The sequence below is a fragment of the Candidatus Neomarinimicrobiota bacterium genome (assembly GCA_012964825.1).
Taxonomy (GTDB): domain Bacteria; phylum Fidelibacterota; class Marinisomatia; order Marinisomatales; family S15-B10; genus UBA2125.
This window is the reverse complement of sequence record DTTI01000079.1, coordinates 21,469-44,877: the sequence shown is the minus strand read 5'-3', so window position 1 is coordinate 44,877 and position 23,409 is coordinate 21,469. Positions and strand designations below refer to the sequence as shown.

24 protein-coding genes are annotated in these 23,409 nt (G+C 47.6%); 16 read left to right on the top strand and 8 right to left on the bottom strand.

Features of this window, described 5'->3' with window-relative positions; all coding sequences use genetic code 11:
- Nucleotides 1-28: 28 nt before the first annotated feature.
- From EYO21_08305 to EYO21_08295, 3 genes are all read left to right on the top strand, one after another.
- Nucleotides 29-400 (top strand): hypothetical protein, encoded by a 372-nt coding sequence (locus EYO21_08305; protein HIB03803.1) that lies wholly within the window; start codon nt 29-31, stop codon nt 398-400.
- Nucleotides 401-471: 71 nt separating this feature from the next.
- Complete coding sequence (locus tag EYO21_08300) at nt 472-657, top strand: MotA/TolQ/ExbB proton channel family protein (GenBank protein HIB03802.1); 186 nt, start codon at nt 472-474, stop codon at nt 655-657.
- A 186-nt stretch (nt 658-843) separates the two neighbouring features.
- Nucleotides 844-1,572, top strand: coding sequence for a hypothetical protein (locus EYO21_08295; protein HIB03801.1), 729 nt, complete (start codon nt 844-846; stop codon nt 1,570-1,572).
- On the opposite strand, the gene EYO21_08290 is transcribed toward EYO21_08295, so the two are convergent.
- Nucleotides 1,544-1,903, bottom strand: coding sequence for a septum formation initiator family protein (locus EYO21_08290; GenBank protein HIB03800.1), 360 nt, complete (start codon nt 1,901-1,903; stop codon nt 1,544-1,546). The two genes, EYO21_08295 and EYO21_08290, sit on opposite strands and share 29 nt — an antisense overlap.
- Before the next feature lie 5 nt (nt 1,904-1,908).
- The gene (locus EYO21_08285) at nt 1,909-3,207 is read right to left on the bottom strand and encodes a phosphopyruvate hydratase (GenBank protein ID HIB03799.1); all 1,299 of its coding nucleotides are present in this window, start codon (nt 3,205-3,207) and stop codon (nt 1,909-1,911) included.
- A gap of 250 nt (nt 3,208-3,457) precedes the next feature.
- Between EYO21_08285 and EYO21_08280 the strand changes: the two genes are divergently transcribed.
- Genes EYO21_08280 through EYO21_08250 form a run of 7 tightly spaced genes read left to right on the top strand, consistent with a single transcriptional unit; the run spans nt 3,458 to nt 11,710 of the window.
- The gene (locus EYO21_08280; protein HIB03798.1) at nt 3,458-4,885 is read left to right on the top strand and encodes a hypothetical protein; all 1,428 of its coding nucleotides are present in this window, start codon (nt 3,458-3,460) and stop codon (nt 4,883-4,885) included.
- Nucleotides 4,882-5,868, top strand: a complete 987-nt coding sequence (locus EYO21_08275; protein HIB03797.1) for a glycosyltransferase — start codon at nt 4,882-4,884, stop codon at nt 5,866-5,868. Before EYO21_08280 ends, EYO21_08275 begins: the two co-directional genes overlap by 4 nt.
- A complete protein-coding gene (locus EYO21_08270) occupies nt 5,793-7,259 on the top strand; it encodes a hypothetical protein (GenBank protein HIB03796.1) in 1,467 nt (488 codons plus the stop codon). The genes EYO21_08275 and EYO21_08270 overlap by 76 nt, the downstream gene beginning before the upstream one ends.
- Complete coding sequence (locus tag EYO21_08265; GenBank protein HIB03795.1) at nt 7,256-8,809, top strand: hypothetical protein; 1,554 nt, start codon at nt 7,256-7,258, stop codon at nt 8,807-8,809. The genes EYO21_08270 and EYO21_08265 overlap by 4 nt, the downstream gene beginning before the upstream one ends.
- Entirely contained in the window at nt 8,806-9,843 is a 1,038-nt protein-coding gene (locus tag EYO21_08260) for a glycosyltransferase (GenBank protein HIB03794.1), read from the top strand. Before EYO21_08265 ends, EYO21_08260 begins: the two co-directional genes overlap by 4 nt.
- Before the next feature lie 19 nt (nt 9,844-9,862).
- Nucleotides 9,863-10,780: a glycosyltransferase family 2 protein gene (locus EYO21_08255; protein ID HIB03793.1), complete on the top strand. Its 918-nt coding sequence runs from the start codon at nt 9,863-9,865 to the stop codon at nt 10,778-10,780.
- A gap of 15 nt (nt 10,781-10,795) precedes the next feature.
- The gene (locus EYO21_08250; GenBank protein ID HIB03792.1) at nt 10,796-11,710 is read left to right on the top strand and encodes a Ppx/GppA family phosphatase; all 915 of its coding nucleotides are present in this window, start codon (nt 10,796-10,798) and stop codon (nt 11,708-11,710) included.
- 3 nt (nt 11,711-11,713) lie between these two features.
- Here the strand turns inward: EYO21_08250 and EYO21_08245 are convergent, their stop codons facing one another.
- The 5 genes from EYO21_08245 to ltaE form a co-directional block, all read right to left on the bottom strand.
- Nucleotides 11,714-12,547 (bottom strand): rhomboid family intramembrane serine protease, encoded by an 834-nt coding sequence (locus tag EYO21_08245; GenBank protein ID HIB03791.1) that lies wholly within the window; start codon nt 12,545-12,547, stop codon nt 11,714-11,716.
- Nucleotides 12,525-13,313, bottom strand: coding sequence for an alpha/beta fold hydrolase (locus EYO21_08240; protein ID HIB03790.1), 789 nt, complete (start codon nt 13,311-13,313; stop codon nt 12,525-12,527). The genes EYO21_08245 and EYO21_08240 overlap by 23 nt, the downstream gene beginning before the upstream one ends.
- A complete protein-coding gene (gene recO / locus EYO21_08235) occupies nt 13,310-14,059 on the bottom strand; it encodes a DNA repair protein RecO (GenBank protein ID HIB03789.1) in 750 nt (249 codons plus the stop codon). Before recO ends, EYO21_08240 begins: the two co-directional genes overlap by 4 nt.
- Nucleotides 14,060-14,068: 9 nt before the next feature.
- On the bottom strand, nt 14,069-15,544 hold the full coding sequence (locus EYO21_08230) for a proline--tRNA ligase (GenBank protein ID HIB03788.1): 1,476 nt from the start codon (nt 15,542-15,544) through the stop codon (nt 14,069-14,071).
- A 67-nt stretch (nt 15,545-15,611) separates the two neighbouring features.
- The gene (gene ltaE, locus EYO21_08225) at nt 15,612-16,652 is read right to left on the bottom strand and encodes a low-specificity L-threonine aldolase (GenBank protein ID HIB03787.1); all 1,041 of its coding nucleotides are present in this window, start codon (nt 16,650-16,652) and stop codon (nt 15,612-15,614) included.
- A gap of 93 nt (nt 16,653-16,745) precedes the next feature.
- Here ltaE and EYO21_08220 point away from each other — a divergent pair, with 93 nt between their 5' ends.
- From EYO21_08220 to EYO21_08195, 6 genes are all read left to right on the top strand, one after another.
- Nucleotides 16,746-17,510: an RNA methyltransferase gene (locus EYO21_08220; GenBank protein HIB03786.1), complete on the top strand. Its 765-nt coding sequence runs from the start codon at nt 16,746-16,748 to the stop codon at nt 17,508-17,510.
- Between the two features lie 251 nt (nt 17,511-17,761).
- Nucleotides 17,762-18,556 (top strand): CPBP family intramembrane metalloprotease, encoded by a 795-nt coding sequence (locus tag EYO21_08215; GenBank protein ID HIB03785.1) that lies wholly within the window; start codon nt 17,762-17,764, stop codon nt 18,554-18,556.
- A 19-nt stretch (nt 18,557-18,575) separates the two neighbouring features.
- A complete protein-coding gene (gene mgtE / locus EYO21_08210) occupies nt 18,576-19,955 on the top strand; it encodes a magnesium transporter (GenBank protein ID HIB03784.1) in 1,380 nt (459 codons plus the stop codon).
- Nucleotides 19,956-19,964: 9 nt separating this feature from the next.
- On the top strand, nt 19,965-21,089 hold the full coding sequence (locus tag EYO21_08205; GenBank protein ID HIB03783.1) for a glycosyltransferase: 1,125 nt from the start codon (nt 19,965-19,967) through the stop codon (nt 21,087-21,089).
- Nucleotides 20,966-21,820, top strand: coding sequence for a DUF3108 domain-containing protein (locus EYO21_08200; protein HIB03782.1), 855 nt, complete (start codon nt 20,966-20,968; stop codon nt 21,818-21,820). The genes EYO21_08205 and EYO21_08200 overlap by 124 nt, the downstream gene beginning before the upstream one ends.
- A gap of 126 nt (nt 21,821-21,946) precedes the next feature.
- Entirely contained in the window at nt 21,947-22,213 is a 267-nt protein-coding gene (locus tag EYO21_08195) for a hypothetical protein (GenBank protein ID HIB03781.1), read from the top strand.
- 59 nt (nt 22,214-22,272) lie between these two features.
- On the opposite strand, the gene EYO21_08190 is transcribed toward EYO21_08195, so the two are convergent.
- Nucleotides 22,273-23,367, bottom strand: coding sequence for a sorbosone dehydrogenase family protein (locus tag EYO21_08190; protein ID HIB03780.1), 1,095 nt, complete (start codon nt 23,365-23,367; stop codon nt 22,273-22,275).
- Nucleotides 23,368-23,409 lie beyond the last annotated feature (42 nt).

The following is a 23,409-nucleotide window of genomic DNA, read 5'->3' as shown; positions in this document are numbered from 1 at the left end:
TCGCCTATTTAGAGGAGGTAAGGGTTACATGGATCTTGGCACAGCATTTGGTCTATTATTAGGTATAGGGCTCATTTCCATCGGGATTGTTTCTAACAACGGTAATCTGATGTGGTTTTTGGACTGGGATTCACTCTTGATCGTAATTGGCGGCACTTTCGCAGCAACACTGGTCAACTATCCTTTAAGAAATATTCAAGGTCTTCTGAACATTGCCTCGGCAGCATTTACCCGACAAGACATCGATCACGATGGTGTCATCGATGAGTTGGTGGAAAAAGCAGAAATATCACTGAAAAAAGGTGTTCTTTCCCTGGAACAGGAGCTCCCGAAAGTGAAGGACAAGTTTTTACGAGACGGGCTCAATCTGGCCATCAACGAGCGGGATCCGCAAGGCTGAGAAATTACCTTGAACTGGACCTGTAAAACACAGAACGGCGCAACAGCCTTGGACAGGAAATTTTTCTCTACATGGGAGCCTATGCACCTGCGTTCGGTATGCTGGGAACAGTTTTGGGACTTATCATCATGATGAAGAATTTCGCTGTAACTCAGAGCAGTGAAATGAGAGGTATTGAATTCAACATAGCGGAAAGATTCGCAGATCTGCTTGGTGGCATGGGACTTGCTCTTATTACAACATTTTACGGGGTATAGCTGTCCAATCTAGTCTTCCTTCCACTGGCCGGAAAACTAAAGCGCAAATCTGAAGAAGAATTGATGGTAATGGACATCATGGTTGAAGGCGTCATTGGAATTCATGCCAAGGATCACCCCATCATTCTTCGTGAAAAACTTATGACCTTCGTTCCTCAGAGTAAGCGACCAAGAAAGGAATAGGGTTTGGCCCGTAAAGTTTCAGGTGTATCGTTCAGCGAAGCAAAGGCCAGAAGTACAGCCTGGGCAGTTACCTTTGGGGATATGGTAACTCTGCTGCTGACATTTTTTATACTCGTTATTGTCATCATGAATGAAGCAGAAAAACATTTGGATCAAATCGTTAATATGTTACTAAACGAGACCTACAAAGAACTAAGCACCGAACTTGAATCAGACAATGTCCAGGTAGATCGCGTTACAAAGGGTGTAAAAATTACCATGGCAAGCGGTCAGCTGTTTTCGTCTGGTGACGCTGAACTCCGCCGTGAGGTGTTACCTGTCCTTAATCAGATCACCACATTCATCAAGAATTCGAGGATCGTCAGCATTCGAGAGGATCCTGAGTTTAAACAATTCCTGGATGCCATCGAAAGGAGCAAACAAAAACTTAATATTGAAATCAGGACAGAGGGACATACAGATAATCTACCCTTGCCAAAAGAGCTTACATCAAAATGGAAATCCAACTGGGAATTGTCAACCGCTCGGGCATTGAATGTTGTGGAGCTTTTGTCTGAATTCTCTGAACTATCTGAAGATAAGTTTTCGGCCATGGGCTACGGTGAATTCAGGCCCGTTGGCAAAAACGACACTCCGGAAGGACGTGCCAGGAACCGTCGAGTGGAAATCTATCTGGACGCCTTTGTGACGATGGAAGAAGTTATTACCGTTTCTCCTTTTCCAGCACCTTAAAGACTTTTTCTCCCGGTTTTGCCATCCTGTGACGTTCCCGGGCAAGTCGCTCAATATACTCCAGATCATTTTCAAGCTTGCTCTTCTCACTAATTAATTCCTCCTGCTCAGCGCGCAAACTATCAATACTCTCCATCAGGTAAGCCTTCTCTCTCTTGATTGAATAGAGTCGGTACACACCGTGATCTCCGAAGAAAAATATGACCACCAAAATGAGAGCTCCCAGAATAAGAATTTTAGGGAGAAGATTCTTGCTCTTTGACGGGGCGCCGATTCGCCGGACGGGGTGATACCGGCGCTTAGAAAAGAGAGCTAGTCTTTTTCGTGCCATCTGTTCTACCCTTCTTCGGAAAGATGCCCCAACACTTCCATTCCGGGAAAGGTGGCTGAACTGCCGAGTGTCTCCTCTATCCTTAGCAACTGATTATACTTACAGATACGGTCAGTCCGGGAAGCTGAGCCCGTCTTTATCTGGCCCATCCCCATGGCTACCGAAAAATCAGCGATAGTGGTGTCTTCAGTCTCACCAGAGCGGTGAGACACCACAGCCGCCATGCCGCTCTCTCTTGCCAGCGTCATGGTCTCCACAGTTTCCGTTACACTGCCCACCTGACTCAGCTTAATAAGAATGGCATTCATGGCGGACATATCGATAGCTTTTTTCAGGCGAGTCATATTTGTGACAGTAAGGTCATCTCCAACGATCTGGATTTTTTTTCCCAGCGTTTTGTGGAGCTCCGTCCACCCTTCCCAGTCATCTTCTGACAGCCCGTCCTCGATGGAAACAATAGGATACTTCTGCGTCAGTTCGCAGTAGAACTCTATCATTTCACTACTTGTCAGCTCTCTATCTTCTGAAGCAAGGCGGTAAATATTGCGACCGGCATCATAGAGCTCTGAAGCGGCCACATCCAGGGCGAGATAGATTTGGCTCCCTGTTTCGTAGCCCGTACGGGATACAGCCTCCAAAATAACTTCGATAGCCTCTTCATTTGAACGGAGATCAGGGGCGAAACCGCCTTCGTCCCCCACAGCTGTATTGAGGCCCTTTTCACCAAGAACTGACTTGAGATGGTGGAAAGTCTCCGTCCCCATCTGGAGCGCCTCTGAAATGCAGGAAGCACCGATTGGAAAAACCATGAATTCTTGAATGTCTACCTTGTTATCGGCATGGCAGCCGCCGTTCAGAATATTCATCATAGGGATAGGAAGAAGGGTTGCTTCTCCATTTGAGAGATAACTAAAGAGTGGCAACCCCTTGTAAGCAGCCGCTGCGTGGGCCACCGCCATGGAGACACCCAGAATAGCGTTGGCACCTACTTCACTTTTGTTTTCTGTCCCGTCACATGAGATGAGAAGTTCATCTACGCCCTGCTGATCTAGGGCATTGTGGCCTGCAACTGCTTGGCCTAACACACCTGTAACCTTGTGAACAGCCTTCATTACACCCTTCCCAAGATAAAAGTTTTTATCGCCGTCCCGGAGTTCTACCGCTTCATGAGTTCCGGTGGAGGCACCTGATGGTACAGCCGCACGACCGAAACTTCCGTCTGAAAGCAAAACGTCAACTTCCACAGTGGGATTACCACGGGAATCGAGAATTTGTCTCGCTTTGACTTGCGAAATGTTACTCATTTCTTTTTTTCGACCTTCCAGTTTACAGAAACCTGTCCAAAAATAGCACTTTCCTGCCCCACAGACATCCGGAAAAATAGATGGTTCAGAGGAAGGGAGTAGGTTGTGCGAATAGCGATCCCCCTGTATATTCGCCATCTGGAACTACCTGCAAAGAGAAAACGTATCAGACCAACTCTACTGAAAATAGAGGATCTCGTTTCTTAATTCTCACGTGACACCGCCTCTCAGACAACTCACTCGACAAACTTTGGTCTACGGCGCCGGCAATGTGCTAACCCGGCTGGTTACCTTTCTCCTACTGCCTATCTTTACTAATGTGCTCACCCCGAGGGAGTACGGTCTCACCACACTACTTTATGTATTCCTCGGCTTCATGAATATTATCTATCACTACGGGCTGGATGCTGCGTTTATGCGTTACTATAACGAGGCCGATGATTCAGACGCCCGGCAATCACTTTTTTCAACAGCGCTTTGGCTCAGTTTGGGGACGAGTTGTGTTCTATCCTTTCTGATTTTATCAGGTTCATCCGGCCTAGCATCCCTTCTTTTGGGAAACGGGCAATATGGACATCTATTACAGTTAGCTGCGGGGATTCTTCTTTTTGATGCTGTCAGTCATGTCCCTTTTTCTCTATTGAGATTGAAAGGGCGGGCAACTTTTTTCGTCTCAATCAAGCTTTTGAATGTGGTTACCACTCTCGGGATGAACATTTATCTTGTGGTCATAAAAGGAATGGGACTTGATGGAATTTTCCTGAGTGTTGCCGCAGCTTCGGCAGTGACCACCCTTTCCGTCCTGGCGGCAAGTGGCGAGTCACTCCAGCTGACTTTCAATCGCACGAGTGTCAACTCTCTTTTAAGGTTTGGTTTTCCTTTTCTGCCGGCAGGCCTCGCTTCCATCACTATGGAATCAATAGACCGATACATTCTTTCCGGACTAACCGATACAGCCACGGTGGGCATTTACACTGCTGGCTACAAGCTGGGAATTTTCATGCTTCTCATCACCACTGCATTTCAGTATGCCTGGCAGCCATTTTTTCTAAAGGCCGGTAATAATTCCGAATCAAAAGCACTTTTCGCCCGTGTCTTCAACTACTTTATGGTGATTACATTTTTTGTCTGGACACTGCTCACTCTGTTTATTTCTGAGATTTTCCAGCTGAATGTGGCTGGAGTATCACTCATCGGACCTGCCTTTGTTGAGGCCCAGTCCATTGTTCCCATTATTCTTTTAGCCTATGTTTTTCAAGGGGCTTATCTGAACTTTCTCCCCGGCATCTACTTTGAGGAAAAAACAAAATATATTGCTGCCATTACAGGCCTTAGTGCTGCTGTAAATATTGTGGTCAACTTTACTCTAATTCCAAGCTTCGGCATGACAGGCGCCGCCTACGCCACACTGGCGGGTCACGGTACCATGGCCATCACAACCTATTTCACCTCGAAAAAACTATTCCCTATCCCTTACGACTGGTTCAGGCTTTTCAGAGCAGTCATCGCTGTAGTCATAGCCCTGGGCACAGCTCACCTTCTCGATTACACGCTCCCCGGTCGGATTGCGGGAGCCGCAGCTTTCATAGGTGCTCTCTTTCTGCTAAAGGTGATCACTCTCGGACAGCTGAAGAACATCGTATCCATTTTTATGCCATTCGCCAAGGAAACTAAATGACCGGTTACAGACCCAAGGTTCTCCTCTTTTCCACACTGAAAAAGTCGTTTATAGAAGATGATGTCAGGTTGCTGGAGGAATTCAGTGATGTGAAATGGATCTGTGCACACGGCCTTTTCACTGCAGCACGGATTATGTGGTCCATGCTGTTTAGCAACGTGGGGATTGCGTGGTTTGCCTCTGTTTACAGCGCCTTCCTGGTTTTCACGGCACATTTCTTGCGGAAAACATCCATCATTATTGTGGGGGGTGCGGACCTAATTACAGATTTACATCTCGGCTATGGTCTTCTTCTTTCACCCTGGAAGCGGCCTTTCATCCGGTATGCTTTGAGAAAGGCGACACATGTTCTACCCACTTCGGAATATTTGAGACAAACGGCCTTAAAAGTGGGAGAGTATAAAGGTCATAATCTATCGAAAGTACCTCCCGGTCTCGATAGCAACTTTTGGCAACCCGGCAACCAAAAAGAGAATATGGTCTTAACAGTGGCCCAATGCACCACAGCGGACCGCATCCAAATCAAGGGGGTCGATCTGCTGCTTCAGGTGGCGGAAAAGATGAGCAACATCTCCTTTCAGATCATCGGTGTTGAGGAGACTTTGCTCTCCAGAAACAGCTTTGTCGTGCCGGAGAATGTTATTGTTTCTCCCCCCATGACTCAAGAGCAGTTACTCAGTTACTACCAGCGGAGTGCTGTATACTGCCAGTTGAGCAGGGTAGAATCCTTTGGAATTGCTACAGCTGAGGCCATGCTGTGCGGGTGCATCCCAGTAGTCACCGATGTGGGAGGTTTGCCGGAAACTATAGGCGACGCCGGCCACACTGTCCCACCGGAAAATGTAAATGCCGCCTCAGAGGCTATTCAAAAAGCTTTGAAGGAGGCAGACAGTTCTAATGGTGAAAAATGTCGAAATCGTGCCACCAAAAAATTCACTGTGGAACAGAGAAAGGAATCTCTCAAAGCAATGGTGCTTTCTTGAACCGAATGGGGTCAAATATTCTTTCTCTCACAAGCGCCGACACCGCTAGCCGGCTCCTCGGTTTTCTCGCCGTGGCCTATCTGGCAAGAACCGTGGGTCCAGAGGGAATGGGACTCCTAGCAGCCGGCATGGGAATATTGACCTGGGGAACCATCCTAGCCGAGGCAGGTTTGCCCATGCTGGGCACAAGAACTGTGGCAACTTCAAACGTGGCACCCACGAATCTTGTACGCAGGTTTATCACTATACGTCTGACTCTATCACTGGGGATACTCATTTTATTTTCTACAGTTCTTTTCCTAACGCTGGACACATCACGACTGCGCAACATTACTCTTATCTATCTTTTCGCACTTTTGCCGTCAGCCCTTGTCCTAGAATGGGTCTTTCAGGGATTGAGAAAAATGACCGTCCTCGCTACAGGTAGGATCTTGGCGGCGGTGTGTTATCTTATTTGGTTGCTTCTTTTTGTGAGGAGTGAGTCATCCATTATTTGGATTCCGGTGGGATGGGTAGCCGGTGTGGTGGCTCAAAGCATCTACCTTTGGAAACAGTACGGCGGCGTAAATGAAACTGAATCAACAGATGTCTCTCCGGCATTGAACCTCATCAAGACCGCCCTCCCTCTGGCTGTGGCCGGACTGGTGGCACAGGTGATCACTTATTTCCCGGTCATCTATCTGGGCATAACCGATCCCCGTGAGGGTGGGCTTTTCAGTGTCGCTTTCCGGGTCATTGTACTGCTTCTAGTGGTGGACCGAGTATTCTACACAATCTTTTTTCCATCAATTACAAAATATCTGAAGATCGGTGGAGAAGATCTCTTCACACGTTTCAATCGAACTCTGAAATTGGTGACTCCAGTTACTTTATACATAGCCATTGTAGCAGTCATGGGAAGTAGGCAAATATTCCCCGCCATTTTCGGCAGTGAGTTTAATCAGTCAGCCCTTATTTTCCAGATATTGACTCTCTATTTTGTCTGCACCGCTATCAACAGTGTATTTACGTTTACGCTTATCGGTGCCGAAAAAGAGAAGGTCTATCTAAACTCTCTTCTTCTGGGTGGGGCTGGTTTCTTTGGTATCATGCTACTTCCGGGCCCTTTGCCATCATCACATTTTGCTGCCATGGGCCTAGTTCTCTTTCAAGTCATCTCTCTCCTTGTGATGATGCGGGAAGTACAGAGCTTCATTTCTTTCCCAATGATCAGGTCTCTTCTTCTGCCTATTATTGTCAGTGGTTTTCTCATGGGGATTTTTTCGCTCACTTACCCCTCATCACCTGTGCTTACATTTCTAGCCTGTTTGGTAATAACACCAGTCGTTCTTTATAAATCAGTCGGAATTACATCAGAAGAAAAATCGTACTACATTAAATCAATCTTATGAGACTCTCTGTCGGTATTACACACCTTTCGCCTGCCTGGAAAATTTTACTGGAGCAGATCGCACCCCTTTGTGAAGAACTCACTAGTGCAACTGACTGGTCCACTGAAAACTATGGATGTATCATTGTCTCCTCCACCATCAGCGGCGCGGCAAAAGAAAAGCTCATGCATTTTCTGATTGATGGCGGTTCTCTTTTGTTGGAAACTGAAGGTGCTGAGCAGATGCTTGGGACTAAAAGCAAACCCGCATTTGTGGATTACATAGATACCACTGATGACCCGCTTTTCAGCTCTCTGGCATCTGGATTTATTGGGCAAAAAATGAACCTCCCTTCCAAAGCTACACAGCTCAAAGAGAGGCACGGCAGACATTTGATTGAGGAAACCGCTGTGGGAAAAGGAAAAGTCATCATACTCCCAGGCGGACTGATAAATTCCGTATTGTCATGGGGGCGCGTCCGTAGAAACTTTCCTTCCCACGGGCCGTGGATGCCCTCAGAACGGGTGGCAAAAGTTTCCAAGCGGACCGTTCGTGATATAGTTCACCGATCACTGCAAGAACTGTTTTGGCGACGAGATCTCCCCTTCGTATCCCTCTCGCCTTTCCCAAATGGTGAAAACTCGGTCTTCAATTTTCGCGTCGATACCGATTTTGCCTCACAGGAAGCAGTTGAAACACTTTATAAGCTCTGCAACAAACATGACGTTCCCGCCACTTGGTTCGTTGAGACAGGTAGTTGCCAAGAGTGGGTTGACCGATACGGCAAGATGGAAGGTCACGAAATTGGCCTACATTGCTTCAAACACAGGATTTCCAATGACTATACAAAAAACGAGCTGGACATGCGAAAAGGGACATCCATTCTTCGAAAAAATGGCATCACCCCCCGGGGCTACGCCGCACCATTCGGCGAATGGAACAGAGCATTGGCAAAGGCCCTGGAACACCGCGGTTTCGAATATTCCTCAGAATTTGCCTTAAACTATGATGACCTTCCTTTCTATCCGTTCCTAGGTGAACGGTCATCATTTGTTTTACAGGTTCCCGTCCATCCCATCTCCACCAGCACATTGCGTAATGCCCGCCACTCAACTGAAGAGATGAAAGATTACTTTGAGACAAATATGGAAGATCACCTCGCAAACCGGTTGCCGCTATTCATTTATGATCACCCCGCTAACCCTGATCACGAAGCTCTGGATTGGCTTTTCCAGACAGTTAAGGAGAGAAAGATATCCGCCCTGACCATGGGCCAATATGCAGATTGGTGGAAAGTCCGCGCAGGGACCCATTGGTCAGCCCAACTGAAAGGCGGGCTTCTCCAACTCTCCAGCAGTGATTGGGACGACTCTGTGAAGGTTGAGGTGTCTCAGTCAAGCAACCGAAACATGATGGTTGGGAAAAACACTGATCTCAAGTTGACTGAAACAGCCTGGCTCACGACACAACCAAAGACAAACAGACAGCCGCATATATCTGTCCTACATCGATTGAACCGTAAGATGATTTTCAACGATATTCTCCATACTTACTGGAAGTACAAATTGTGAAGATCACCCTTGCTAGTTACCACACCGTCAACGTTAAACACGGTGGCCCCCGCACTCAAATCCTTCAGACCAAACAACATCTTGAAGATTTGGGCCACCATGTAAAGCTGCATGAAACGTGGAACGGGAAACCTGATCTGAAATCATCCGATCTTTTCCATCTTTTCGCCTCCAACTTCGCTGTCTACGATCTAGCCCGGTTTCTCCATATTGAAGGAATGCCCTTTGTTACCAGTCCTATTTTCTTTACACGGCGCTCCCCCCGAGTGATCAGGTGGGTCCTTAGGGTAGACACCCTTGTGAGAAAACTGGCACCTGGGATCTGGTCCGACTACGGGTTCACACGGGACATCTGCCATTGGTCGTCTGCAGTCCTTCCCAACACCGAATCAGAGCAATCTCTGATAATTGATGGATTGGGTATCCCTGCCGAGAAAACAGAAGTGATCCCCAACGGAGTGGAAGAGCGGTTTCTTCACGGTGATCCTGAACCGTTTTTGGAGAAGTACGAAGTCCAAGATTTCATTCTGAATGTGGGTCATATCGGTGTGGAGCGAAAGAATACTCTTTCCCTCATTCGCGCTCTTGAGACAATTGATCACCCCGCAGTCATCATCGGAAAAGTGACTGACACTGAAGAAGGGCAAGCTTGCCTGGCGGAAACGAAAAAAAATAGGAATTTGACCATCATCAAGGGGCTCGATCACGATTCAGACCTTTTGGCATCTGCCTATGCTGCGGCAAAGGTGTTCGCTCTCCCTGCCAGGTACGAAACGCCGGGCATCGCCGCTTTGGAGGCGGCACTGGCAGGAGCAAACATTGTGATCACTCCTCACGGCGGCACCCAAGATTACTTCCGGGAGATGGCTATCTATGTGGATCCTTACTCTGTCAATGATATCAGAGCGGGACTTGAACGGGCCCTCAATGCTCCCCCAGATGACAAACTGAAAAAACATGTCCAAAGTAACTTTCTCTGGCAGCGTGTGACTGAAATGACAGCTAATGTATACCAATCCGTTCTAAATCAGTAATGCATCACCTCATCAGTTAATGAACGTCTCCATCATTGTCTCCGCCTACAACGTTGCCGATGTCCTGGGCACAACCCTCCCTCCCCTCCTCAGTCAGGACTACAGTTCAGAGAAACTTCAGATCATTGTTGTGAACGATGCATCAACAGATGAGACAGCCGCTTTACTAGCTTCTCCCGAATGGACGGACAGATGCGAGATCATTCACCATGAAACAAACCGGGGCCGCTGCGCCACACGAAATTCAGGCCTTCACGCCGCCACCGGTGACCTGGTCATATTTATCGATTGCGACATTGAAGTGGCGGATGATTTTGTGTCACGCCATGTTGAGCGGCACGCCGACCCGCAGGTGACAGGTCTGGTATCTAATCTTCAGCCTGCTATGTCCCCCTTGCGGCAAAAGTATCACCGCTATCTCTTTCACGGCCGGCGCGGCGCGAAAACGGTGGGCAGAGACCAGCCTCTCCCCTACCGCTATTTCATCCTCACCGCAACATCTGTACAGCTATCAGCACTGGAGGAAACAGGAGAGTTCAAGCAAGAACTAACGGGCTACGGCATCGATCTTCACTACGCTTACCGCCTTTGGAAGAACTTTCCCGAAAATCTTTTCTATGAGCCCAATATTGTTGTGAAACAGCACAAACTTAAAACTTTTCCTCTAGCCTTATCTGACTTTGGGGACTACGGCAAAACCAATCTCCCCATTATATTGGATGAATTTCCTGAACTGGGGAAGAATATGGGCATCGATTTCGTAAACGGCTCAAATAGTTTAAAGCGTTGCGCCGGGGCCTTGCTATTTAACCCCTTAACTCGGGGAATGGGGCGGCTTTTACTGTCCCTTTTTCCGTCCCCCCTTTGCAATCCTTTCATCCGATACTTCATGGTTGACGCTGTTGTGACGGGATACAGGCTTTCCTTGAAATCATAATGGGCCACTCCTCTTATGAAAATCGCCTCTCTTGATCTCGGCACCAATTCACTCATATTGACTGTGGCAGAGTGGAACGGTACCGCATTTACGCCGCTCTTTGAGGATGTTCAGGTGGTCCGGCTGGGCCAGGATCTTGCAAAACGGGGTTCTCTCCACCCTGAGGCCAAAAAGCGTTGCTTGAAAGAGCTCCAAAACTTCTCAGAAAAAATAGCCCAGTTTGAGATAGAAAATGTTTTGGCGGCGGGTACCGCCGCCCTCAGAAACGCTGGCGACGGCGTTCAGTTTGTGCAAGAAATTGAAGATCAATTAGGGTTTAGCTTCAGGATCATTTCAGGAGATGAAGAAGCGAGCCTCACTTTCAAAGCAATTCAGCATGAGTTTGCCGACCTAGCCCAACAATTCATTATGATTGATATTGGCGGCGGAAGCAGTGAGCTGGTGGTTGGCGATGGTGACATAATTTTATCGAAAACCAGCCTTGAAGTAGGCACAGTTTCTTTCACGGAACGGTTTGTTCAGCATGATCCACCCGCCATTGATGAGCTCAATGCAGCTTCATCAGTCATTGCTGAACTGATGCATCAGTTTCCCGCCGGTTCTACCTCAAGCATGGCCGTAGGAGTGGCCGGAACAGTAACAACATTGAAGGCAGTGGACGTGGAGATGGATGAATATGACCCATGTGCTGTCCATCGGAGTCAATTGAATAAAGACGACGTTGTGCGTCTTGGTAAGCTTTTTAGGAGCATGCCCACAAAACAACGGGTAAAAATAAAAGGGCTCCCACCGATGCGTGCTGATATTATCCCCATGGGCGCCACCATTTTGGAGACCCTCATGGAAGAATTAAACCTGGAATCGGTCTACGTTAGTGATCGAGGGTTGAGGTGGGGATTACTTTACGACTGGATTGAGAAAAACGGCTGACAATCAGTTTCTATCTTCACCCTTAGCAAGCTTCTGGCTCGCTTCGTAGAGGAGCTTTTTCTCGTTTTCTGAGAGACCATCGTACCCGATTTCATTGATCTTGTCCAGTAGTCTATCTACTTCCAAACGCAAATCTTCATCCTGTTGTCGCTTCTTCCTAATGTAGCGCTTCCGGATGCTGTTCTTTTGCTGCACCAGTACATTCTTTAGCATATCCAGCTGCACGTTAGACTTCAAGTAGGCAAAACCAATGATCATGCCGGACAAGTGCGTTAAATGACTTACGTTGGATGCACTTGTGCCCAGTGATGAAAAGAAAGCGAGGCCGCCGATAAATATAACAAAATACTTTACCCTTACGGGAATAAAGAAGTAGAGATAGACATATCTATTGGGAAAGATAAGACCGTAAGCAAGCAATATCCCGTAGACAGCACCGCTCGCACCCACCACCGGAACAGGAGAATTGAGACTGAATAATACTGTCACAAGCCCTGAACCCACACCGGTAATGAAGTAGTATTTTAGGAATTCTTTCCGTCCCCACAGTGTTTCCAGTTCTGAACCAAACATCCAAAGTACAAACATGTTGATGAGAACATGCCAGATTCCTCCGTGAAAAAAAAGGTAAGTGAACGGCTGCCAGATCATCAGCTGAGACCAGGTATTCCTGGGAACTATGCCGAAAAGTTGAAAAAGGATTCGCTCTTGACCCGAGATGGTCTGAAGCACAAAAATGACAAAATTGATGGATACCAGCAACTTGATGGCATCAGTGAAGAGCCTCGGACCGAAATAGTTGCCCCGGGAAAAACTACTCTGGTACTGGTACCGCATCTGTTAAAACTTTTGAATGATCCTGTACAAATTGCAAAGTGGCATCCCACACCGCCTCCTTGTCACGGTCGTACATGAGCATGTGTGTGGAACGGTTGAATGTGATGAACTGTTTATCTTCAGAACTGATAGCGTCGTAGACCCGAGGGCCGTTCTCATAGGGCGCGGAAATGTCCTCAGTAGAATGCATGATTATAGCCGGGGCCATCACTTTATGGAGTTGACGGCGTATTCTGAAGGTCAATTTCAGAACTTCTCGTCCCGCTTTGAGAGGATAAACAGAATAACCAAATTTTGGTAACTGGTCATCACTAGTTGTTTTAAAACGTTTGACTTCATACTCTTTAAAATGACACACAATAGGTGAAAAATATACTTTTCGGCTCTTGAATTTATACATAGCGGGTGCCATGATGACCAAACCGGGCACATTCCTAGTTAGGGCAAGATGAAAAGCCAGTGTGCAACCCATACTAAAGCCGATAACGAATACTTCTTGAAATTCGCGAGCAAGTTGATCATAACCTTTTTCAACGGCATCTATCCAGTCGCGATAAGATTTTGAATTACAGTCCTTCACAGATGTCCCATGTCCCGGCAGCAGTTCTCCCACGGCTGTGAAACCGTTGGACGCCAGGAATTTGCCAAGGCCGTGCATTTCGAAGGTGCTGCCGGTGTAACCGTGGATGATATAACACGCCGAGTTACTGGCGCCATCATACCTGAAAGGCTCAGATGAAATTCTTGATGTCAACAGATCGTTCATGACAGAATACTCTCCATCACCCGTAGAGAGCGGACCTCACTTAGCCCTTCTATGTGGAAACTGAAATATTGTTGCAAAAAGCCGCCCACTTCCCGTCTCTCTGATGCTCCAAAACTAATATCACCCACATTATCAAGACTCCCACTTTTCAACGCTTTCAGGATCGTCACTGACTGTTGAGACAGTTGCGTTCCGGTGCCGGAGCTGCAGTTCCCACACAACAGTTCACCGTATCCCAAAGAAAAGAATGCGCTCTCAATTGCACCCTGACAATGGGGACATTTAGAAAGGTGCGGTCGAAAACCGAGCAATGAAAGTAGTTCCATTTCGAAAAACCAGAAAAGTCTGTTGAGGTGCCCTTCACTTTTGTCCATGGCATCAAGGACATCTTCTGTAAAATGGAACAGTTCAGCGTGGGGTTCTTCACCGGTAACTGTCCGGTCCACTAACTCCACAACGGCAAAGCCGTAACTGAGTTTTTTCACATCATGCTTTAAAGAGAGTAATGGGTGGCTAAACTCTGCTTTGGAGAAAATCTGAAGCTGCCGTTTTGGATTGTAGTAAAAATTGAGAGAGAGACAGTTCATGGGCTCCAGGTAACCACTCTGAAGAGTCTTTGAAGTCTTGATCCCCTTAGCAATGATAGAGAGTTTCCCGAAATCGCGGGTATAGCACCGGGCGATTTTGCTGGTATCTCCATAAGGAAAACTCTTCAGGACGATTGCGAGAGTGGATTCAAGCGCCATCTCCTTGAATCAGTATGCCTTACCGAACAGAACCTGATATTTTGCAGGCTTGCCACTATAAACACAGTTGAGACCACCCACTTTTTGCTCGAATGGAATGCACCGGATGGTAGCCTTGGTCTCTTTCTGAATGGCCGCTTCTGTTTTGGGATCTCCGTCCCAGCCACACTTTACAAATCCCGATATTTCTTCAATGATGGATTTGAATTCATCATATGATTCTACTGTAAAGGTGTGCTTATCACGGAATGCTTTTGCCTGATTGTAGAGCGATTTCTGAATTTCATCCAGCAATCGTGGGATTTCTTCTCCCAATTTATCTTTAGGGACTGCAACTTTTTCCCCGCTGTCACGTCTCACCAGTGTCACCACATTTTTTTCCATGTCGCGGCTGCCCACTTCAAGCCGTACCGGCGCCCCTTTCATCTCCCACTCATTGAACTTGAATCCGGGTGTGACACCATCGCGGTCATCAACGTAACACCTGACACCTTCAGCCTGAACTGCTTCAAGCGGCCCGGAGAGATATTCCAAGACGGCGTTCATATCTTCCTCACTCTTGCCGATGGGGACCACCACCACCTGGTGCGGTGCAATGCGAGGCGGCAGGCGTAACCCCTTATCATCGCCATGAACCATGACAATGGCACCAATGAGACGTGTGGAAACGCCCCAGCTGGTGGCATAAACATATTCCTCCCGATTGTCTTCTGTCTGAAAAGTGACATCGAAAGCTTTGGCAAAATTTTGCCCGAGGTTGTGTGAAGTCCCGGCTTGAAGTGCCCGACAATCACCCATCATCGCCTCGATACAATAGGTATGCTCGGCACCGGCAAATTTTTCCATATCTGTTTTCAGCCCCGTGAAGACAGGAATGGCCATGACATCTTCCGCCACTTCACGGTAAATCTCTAGAATCTTCTTTGCTTCTTCTTCAGCTTCTGAAGCGGTGGCATGAGCGGTGTGTCCCTCCTGCCAGAGAAATTCAGTGGTGCGGAGAAAGAGCCGCGTCCTCATCTCCCAACGAACCACATTGACCCACTGGTTAATCAGAATCGGGAGATCACGGTAAGACTGAATCCACTTCTTGTACATGGCCCAGACGACCGTTTCGGAAGTGGGCCGGATGATAACTTCTTCCTCCAAAGCCGACTCCGGATCCACCACAAGACCGTCCCCATCAGGATTAGCCATGAGGCGGTGATGAGTAACCACAGCACATTCTTTTGCAAAACCGGCCACGTGTTCTGCTTCCTTACTGAGAAAAGATTTAGGTATGAATAATGGGAAGTAAGCATTCACATGACCCGTAGCCTTAAATCGATTGTCAAAGGCACTCTTCACCAATTCCCAAAGAGAGAAACCATATGGCCGAATGACCATGGTCCCCTTAACGGGGCCGTAGTCTGCCAGATGCGCCTTAGTAACCACATCGGTATACCACCGGGCATAATCTTCACTCTTTGCTGTTACACCTTTAGACATTCGAATCTCGGGTTAGAAAACGATTAGAATATACCTCGACAGAGAGAATTATCTGAACGTAGGCCTGTCAGGAGCAACCGAAGTAAGAAGAGAATTCCTTGAGAGCTTTTTCAATACCGTCACAGTCAACGCTGCGGTTTGTCACCATTCTAAAGCGAGCTGGCCCCACAGCGAAAAATTTCACACCCACGTCACCCATGGCAGAAACCACTTCTTCCAGGGTCTTGCTGTTATCCGTGAGCACAGCGTAAACAATATTGGTTTTGACATAGTCAAGATCAACGGATAGTCCGTCAATATCGGAAATTCCCTCAGCGAGGCGGCGGGCGTTGGCGTGATCATCCTTCAACCTTTCCACCATTTCATCAAGCGCCACCATGCCCGCTGCGGCGATAATTCCCGCCTGCCGCATTCCGCCACCAAGACCTTTCCGGAGGCGCCTGGCCTTCACGATAAAGTCAGAAGGACCACAAATCACCGAGCCGACGGGACAGGAAAGACCCTTGGACATGCAGAATGAAACTGAATCGACATTTTCTGTCAGTAATTTAACGGTGGTCCCCAGAGCGACAGCTGCATTAAAAATCCGGGCACCATCTATGTGGATGGGAAGTTTGTGTTCTCTGGCAACACAAGAAACGGTATCTATGTAATCCTTGCTGAGAGGAGCACCATAACAGACATTGTGGCTATTCTCAAGACCAATGAGTTTCGTCTTCGGGAAATGCACATTGTCTGGTCTGATGGCTCCTTTTATTTCGTCCAGGTCAATAGTGCCATCATCGTGATTCTTAAGGGTCCGAGGGTGGACACCACCGAAAGCGGCGATACCGCCAGCCTCATACATGTAGGTGTGTGCCTTATCACCGAGGATCACCTCCGTCCCCCTTTCACAATGAGCGAGTACCGACACCAGATTTGCCATGGTGCCACTGGGTACAAGAAGTGCTTTCTCCTTTCCGAAAATGTCAGCCGCCTTATTTTCGAGAGCGTTGATGGTTGGATCCTCTTCAAACACATCATCGCCCAGCTCAGCCGCGGCGATGGTTTGGCGCATGGATTCGGTGGGGAGTGTTACTGTATCGCTGCGAAGATCAACTATTTCCATCAATATTTCACCTTAGTTGGAAAGGCGTGAATTTAGATGTCGCCCCTCTGGCTTTTCAATGAAATTGTTGGTGCCTGACTGTACATTCAGCCAGTGGTTTCCGAGAATAAACTAAAGCAGCTGAGGAGTCTCAGCCAAAAGAAAAACCGTCTCAAGCGGAATCGCTTTATCGTCGAGGGTGTCAGGCTGGTAGAGGAAGCGACAAGAGCTGGAAGGGTTGAATCTGTTTTCCACTTCCCTGATGCCGTTTCGTCCGAGCGATTAGCAACCCTCATGACTGAATTGAAAAAAAGGGACATTCCAGTTATGGAGATTGAGGAAAAAGACTTGAACAGTCTCTCCGACACAGTCCAGAACCAAGGTGTGGTGGCTCTTTCCACCATCCCGGAACACAATGATTCACAGCCTGCTCAAATCAACGGCAATTGGCTCTATCTTGACCAAATTAGAAATCCGGGCAACCTCGGTACTATACTGAGAACGGCTGACTGGTTCCATCTCAAGAATATCGCTCTTTCACCTGCCACTGCCGATCCCTACAACCCGAAGGCGGTCCGCGGAGGCATGGGAGCACATTTTCATCTGAATATTCACACTGATTGGCCGCTAAGTGATCTCAAGAAATCTGGCCGCAAAATCATTGCCGCTGATCAGGACAGTGAACATATCTTGAAATTTAATGTAAAAGAATCTGAGGAGTGGTGTTTGGTAATAGGAAGTGAAGCAGACGGTATTTCAAAGGAGAATCGAAACTTGGCAGATCAATTTGTCTCTATACCGGGAACCGGAGAGGGCGACTCACTGAATGTCGCGGTGGCAGCAGGAATACTGTTATATCAACTCACTAATTCAAGCTGATGTAACGTTCTGGTATTACGCTAAAACCGGATCGGTTTTGCAGGGCCCATGTCCAAATCTTTCATCGCTTTGGTGACGACTTTCGATTCTACTCCCCCCCTTGATAAAGCCAGTCAATTTATTAAAGAATCACCTCCCCTTAAAGTGACTCAGGCGTTTATACCGTCACCTTGGTTTTCCCTAACCAATTCTTTAAGTTACCTTGACCGTGATGGAAGCATCTCCAGAGATGAGCAAGGAACCGGAACCCCATGAGTGTAATATTTACAGTAAGAGGAGCATTCATCCTCGTCACACTTTCTTTGCTTTTTTCCGGCTTTCTCACTTCTGCGCTCATTCTGCTGGTTGATCCGGCCGGTCAAACATTTCTTCCAACCACACTCATCGTAGGCGAACTTTTGCTCGTTGTCCCTCTCATCATAATCCTCACCCGGAGTAAGGTAAATCTGGGGGAAACATTAAGAATCAATCCCGTCTCAAAGAGAACATTACTGTTGTCAGCCTTGATATCTTGTGGGATTGTGGTCTGGGCCGATGAACTGGAGCGGATTATTGCACTAATTATCCCGCCACCTCAGTGGCTGGACCAATTGGGACAATTCCTGGCAGTGGATAACCCGCTATCACTGACACTTATTTTTATTGGTGCTGTGCCCCTGGCTGCTTTCTCAGAGGAGGTTCTTTTTCGCGGTTTTCTCCAGCAGGTCCTTGAAAAACAATGGCAGGATGTCACACGGGCAGTTCTTGTGGGAAGCCTATTTTTTGCTGTTATCCACCTCATTCCTTACTGGGCTGTTCAGATTTATCTCCTAGGCCTTGTCATGGGTTACCTGGCATGGATTACAAACTCCATCTTTCCCAGTATGGTCCTTCATGGAATCAATAACGGTATCGCATTCAGTTTTGCGAACTGGGGGGACTTTTTCGAGGGTTGGTACGACTGGAATGGTCATGTTTCTCCACTAATTCTTGCAATTGGCACCACCATGACAATTTTTGGTTTCAGGCAACTTAACAGGGATTTAACACCGGTAGAGGACAGTTAAGATGATGTCAACACATCCAATGGGGTCATCATCCATGCTCGGCACGGAAGTGGCTGTTCTCCTCGACACTTTCCGCCGATTTATACGCCGGAAGGCCAATGCCAATCTGCGACGGCTCATCGAAAAAATTCATGCGGCCGACCTGGCACTGCTTTTCCGTTATTTCAATGAACCAGAGAAAAGTTTTGTCTTCGCCCTCATCCGAGAGAGCGAGGAAGTAACGGGAGAACTGCTCAGCGAACTAGATGAGTCCATCATCTCTGAATTGTTGTCTCCGCTAGAGCCAGCCGATGTAGCAGCCATGCTGAGCGACATAGGTTCCGATGATGTGGCTGATATACTTAATCTTCTGGAGGATGAGAAAGCCCAAGCAATCCTTGAAACACTACAGAAAAAGGAATCCGAGGAGTTGGAAGAGCTCATGGCCTACGCCGAGGACAGTGCCGGCGGAATTATGTCCTTGGATGTTTTCTCCCTCCCTGAATCGACAAAGGCTATGGATGCTATCACAGCCATTCAGAGTTCGGAAGAGGCCGAGATGGTCTTTTATCTTTATGTCACGGATAAAGAATTTCATCTGACGGGTGTTGTATCGTTGCGTGATCTTGTAACAGCACCCGCCGGTGCTGAATTGAAAGGAATCATGGAGCGAAATGTTGTATCGGTTACTCCTGATAGAGACCAAGAGGAAGTGGCCCGGCTTGTCTCACAATACAATCTACTGGCCATCCCAGTGGTAGATAACAATTCAACGCTTCTTGGTATTGTCACTGTAGATGATGTTGTGGACGTGATTCGCGAAGAGGCCACTGAAGACTTCCTCCAAATGGCAGGTATCGGAAAGGACAGAGAGATACTTATGAAGTCCACATTTGATAATGTCAAGCTGCGTCTTCCCTGGCTCTTCGCCAGCTGGATCGGTGGCACCATCGCAGCCTATGTCATCGGCACGTTTGAACCTTTATTGGAATCGGTCATCGTACTGGCAGCCTTTATTCCTGTCATTATCGGTATGGGGGGTAATGTGGGAACACAATCATCCACTATCATTGTCCGTGGCTTTGCCACAGGAAGATTGCAGCTCTCAAAAATTGGGTCTGTTATCTGGAAGGAAATGCGGGTTGGATTAATCCTGGGAATTTTCTACGGAATTCTTCTGGGCGCGGTGGCCATGCTGAAGTTCATAGATGCCCCTCCTGAACTGGGGCTTGTAGTTGGACTGGCCATCTGTGTGTCCATGATTATTGCCACATCCATCGGCACACTGGTCCCCATCGTCCTGAGAAAGCTGGATGTGGACCCGGCCATTGCCTCCGGACCGTTCGTCACTACAGCTATCGATATTTTCGGTCTCCTCGCCTATTTTCTCATCGCTGTCTCCTTTATCTCTTCCATCTGAGCGGTAGGAATGTTTGCCGCCCTATTTTCTCTGACGGTCACCCTCTATGCTGCCATCCTGCTCTTTTTCTTTTTGGGACTCTTCTCCACAAGGGAAACCCGGACTGAGAATCAGCCGTTTGTATCCATTGTGATTCCGGCTCGGAATGAGAAAGATCATATCGAAAACATTCTTCAGGATGTGACCCACCAGACCTACCCCGTTGATAGTTACGAAATAATCATTGTGGATGATGAATCCAGCGATATTACACCAAATCTGGTCCAGGCCTTTTCCCAGTGTTATCCAAACGTCAAACTCGTGAGCTCACAGAAAGGATCACCTCATTTAAAGAATAAAAAACGGGCGCTGGATGTGGGAATCAGAGTATCCAAAGGAGAAATCGTTTTGGTCACAGACGCTGATTGCCGCGTTACCAGTCGCTGGGTCGAAACTATGATTTCCTATTTCGCCCCTGAAGTGGGGCTCGTAATTGGTTATTCTCAGGTTAATTCAAACGAAAGACTTAATCAGCAAATCGAGGCCCTCGATTTTCTAATGCTTTCCGCCGCCGCCAGAAGTACGGCCCAGTTTGGTGTCCCTTTCGCCTGTACGGGACAAAACCTGGCATACCGTCGAGCCGGATTTGATGAAGTGGACGGATTTTCAACTTTCGCTGATGCCCTTGGTGGCGATGACAATTTTCTACTCCAATCTGTTAGAAAAAAAACTTCCTGGGAGATCGTGTCAGCACTTGATCCGAACTCATTTACCAGAACTTCCCCCTGCAAAACCAGAAGTGAGTTCGTTTCGCAGCGCATCCGATGGGCGTCAGATGCTCTCTATTTCAAAGAAGCAAATCCGCTATTCTTTTTTGCCATTGTCACAACATTTCTGGCAAACCTCTTCCCGGTGGCTTCTGCAATCGGACTCATTTTCGGTTTAGGTTCACTATCTTCACTCACAAACGGCCTCACCATTAAATTCCTTGCTGAGGGATTTATGATGGCCAAAGCCACAAGCCTGTTTAAATGTCGCGATTTGAGGAAGGCTTTCGTCCCGTGGTTTCTGTTGCAGATGCCTTATGTTGTCTATATAGGCCTAACCACCCTCACCGGGAAAACGGTAACATGGGGAGGCCGCCAATCGGAATGAACATTATTCACCGATGGTTAGTGGGCGGCCTAGTGATGGTGCTGCTTCAAGCTGATGACAATGAGGAAAAGCTTCATTATACCGTTACTTTATTGAAGATCCCCTGCGTCGATGTGACCATGGTGAATAAAACGGTTGAGCAAAATCAAATGAGACTAAACTTCAGTGCTAAGACAAAAAACGTCTTTGACTACTTCTTTGCCATCGATAATCAGTACAACACATGGTACAGCTCACAGACTTTCCAGATGACACAATATGCTTCCACCATCAACCAACCGAACGCCGACTATTCTTTCAAACTGAGCTGGAATCCGGAGACGAGAAAATATGAAACATCTAAACAATCATATAGCCGCCCTGAAGGGAGCCACAATATCTTCTCTCTTCTCATGCGTGCTCGCAAGCTCCCATGGGAAAAACTCGATACTGTCTGGTGGCCCGTGGAGCACGATGGTAAACCGTATCGGGGGCGTTATCTTTGGGTCGAGTCTGAAGACATTGCAGTGGGATCTGAGGAAGTTCTTGCTGATCACTACCGACTCGACTTGGAACTTGATGACGGTGATAATGTAGAGCTTCTTGAAGTATCAGATGTCTTTTCATGGGGGATTGTGCTGGACGGATGTGTTCGCCAGCTATGGATAGAGAAAAATGGTGACAGGAGGATATTACGTGCTGAAGTGTCAGTTCGTGGAATTACATTGACAGCTAAGCTGAAAAGTGACTAACCAAAATTCAGATATAAAAAAGCCCTTCCTTCAGGAATACGGCCAAACCCTTCTGCTCTGGCTCGGCATTCTCACTGGCATTGTTATCCTTCTTCAGTTTCATGTTGAAAAAAACTGATCGCTATTGTGACCATAACGCTTGGACTTTTCACCAAAGCATTTGCCGGACTGGGCGTCATTATTTCCCTGGTTCCCGTAGTTGGCCCCCTAATCGTTAATATTTTTACACTACCTTTCTTCTGGCTCATAAATGGCCTCGCCTCTATCGTCAGTATGGTCGCCATCCGGAAAGGCTATAACAAAGAAGTGCTCCGTTCCAGAGTGCTGACCGTCGCTCTCCTGATTGGGATACTGATCGGGTATATTTTGGGACACTTGCTTCCGATCCGCTGAAAACGGAACGTCCCGCCTGATATTATTATTTGATCAGGGTTATTCTTTAGAAACCCAGGTCAGCGGTCTGAGTAAAATACTCGATAAATGGCACCGGCATGATCATCCGAAATCAAAAGACTACCATCGGGCAGGACCTCTACATCAGCCGGGCGGCCCCAAGGCTTATCCTTCTGTAACCATCCTTCAGCAAAAACCTTGTAGCTTATCACATCATTTCCGTCTAGCTCCACAAACATGATACGGTAGCCAAGAGGAACACTTCTGTTCCATGAGCCGTGTTCAGCAATGAATATCTGATTCCTGTACTTCTTCGGAAACAGATTTCCAGTGTAAAAGCGCATCCCGATGGCGGCCACATGCGGAGCAAGTTTCCTTGCAGGTGCTTCATAGTCCTCACAATCATGACCTGCGCCAAATTCAGGATCCAATATCTCGCCGCCGTGACAATAGGGGAAACCAAAGTGCTGACCCGGTTCGCTGGCTCTGTTTAATTCATCAGGCGGCAGGTCGTCTCCGAGCCAGTCCCTGCCGTTATCCGTAAACCACAGCTCCCCCGTTACGGGATGCCAGTCGAAACCTACAGAATTTCGGACGCCACGGGCGTAGATCTGCATGTCACTCCCGTCCGGCTTCAGACTCGTGATGGATCCATACACCTCATTCTCTTCATCACAGATATTGCACGGTGCTCCCACCTGTACGTAGAGTCGACCATCAGGGCCGAAACGAATAAATTTCCATCCATGGTGGCTATCTGATGGATAACCGTCATAGACTACCACCGGCTTCGGCGGATCGGCTAAGTGTTTTTCAATATCATCAAATCGAAGGACACGATTCACCTCGGCCACATACAGATCACCATCTTTAACAGCTACACCGTTAGGCATATTTAGCCCTTCAGCAATTGTGTACACTTTTTCAGCAATATAATCACCGTCTTCATCCCGAAGAGCATAAACGTAACCCCGGCGGCGCGTCCCCACAAACAAGGTCCCTTTGTCACTGCGAATCATAGACCGTGCGTTGGGGACATTGTCTGCATAGACCTCGATTGAGAAGCCGTCTGGAAGCTTCAATGTGTGAAGCGGTAAACTTTTTGCACTTAGTGCACTAAGAAATGGAAAAAAGAGCAAACCGAGAAAAACCATGGAGATTGGTTCAGATACAGTTTTGAGGAATCTTTTCATTAT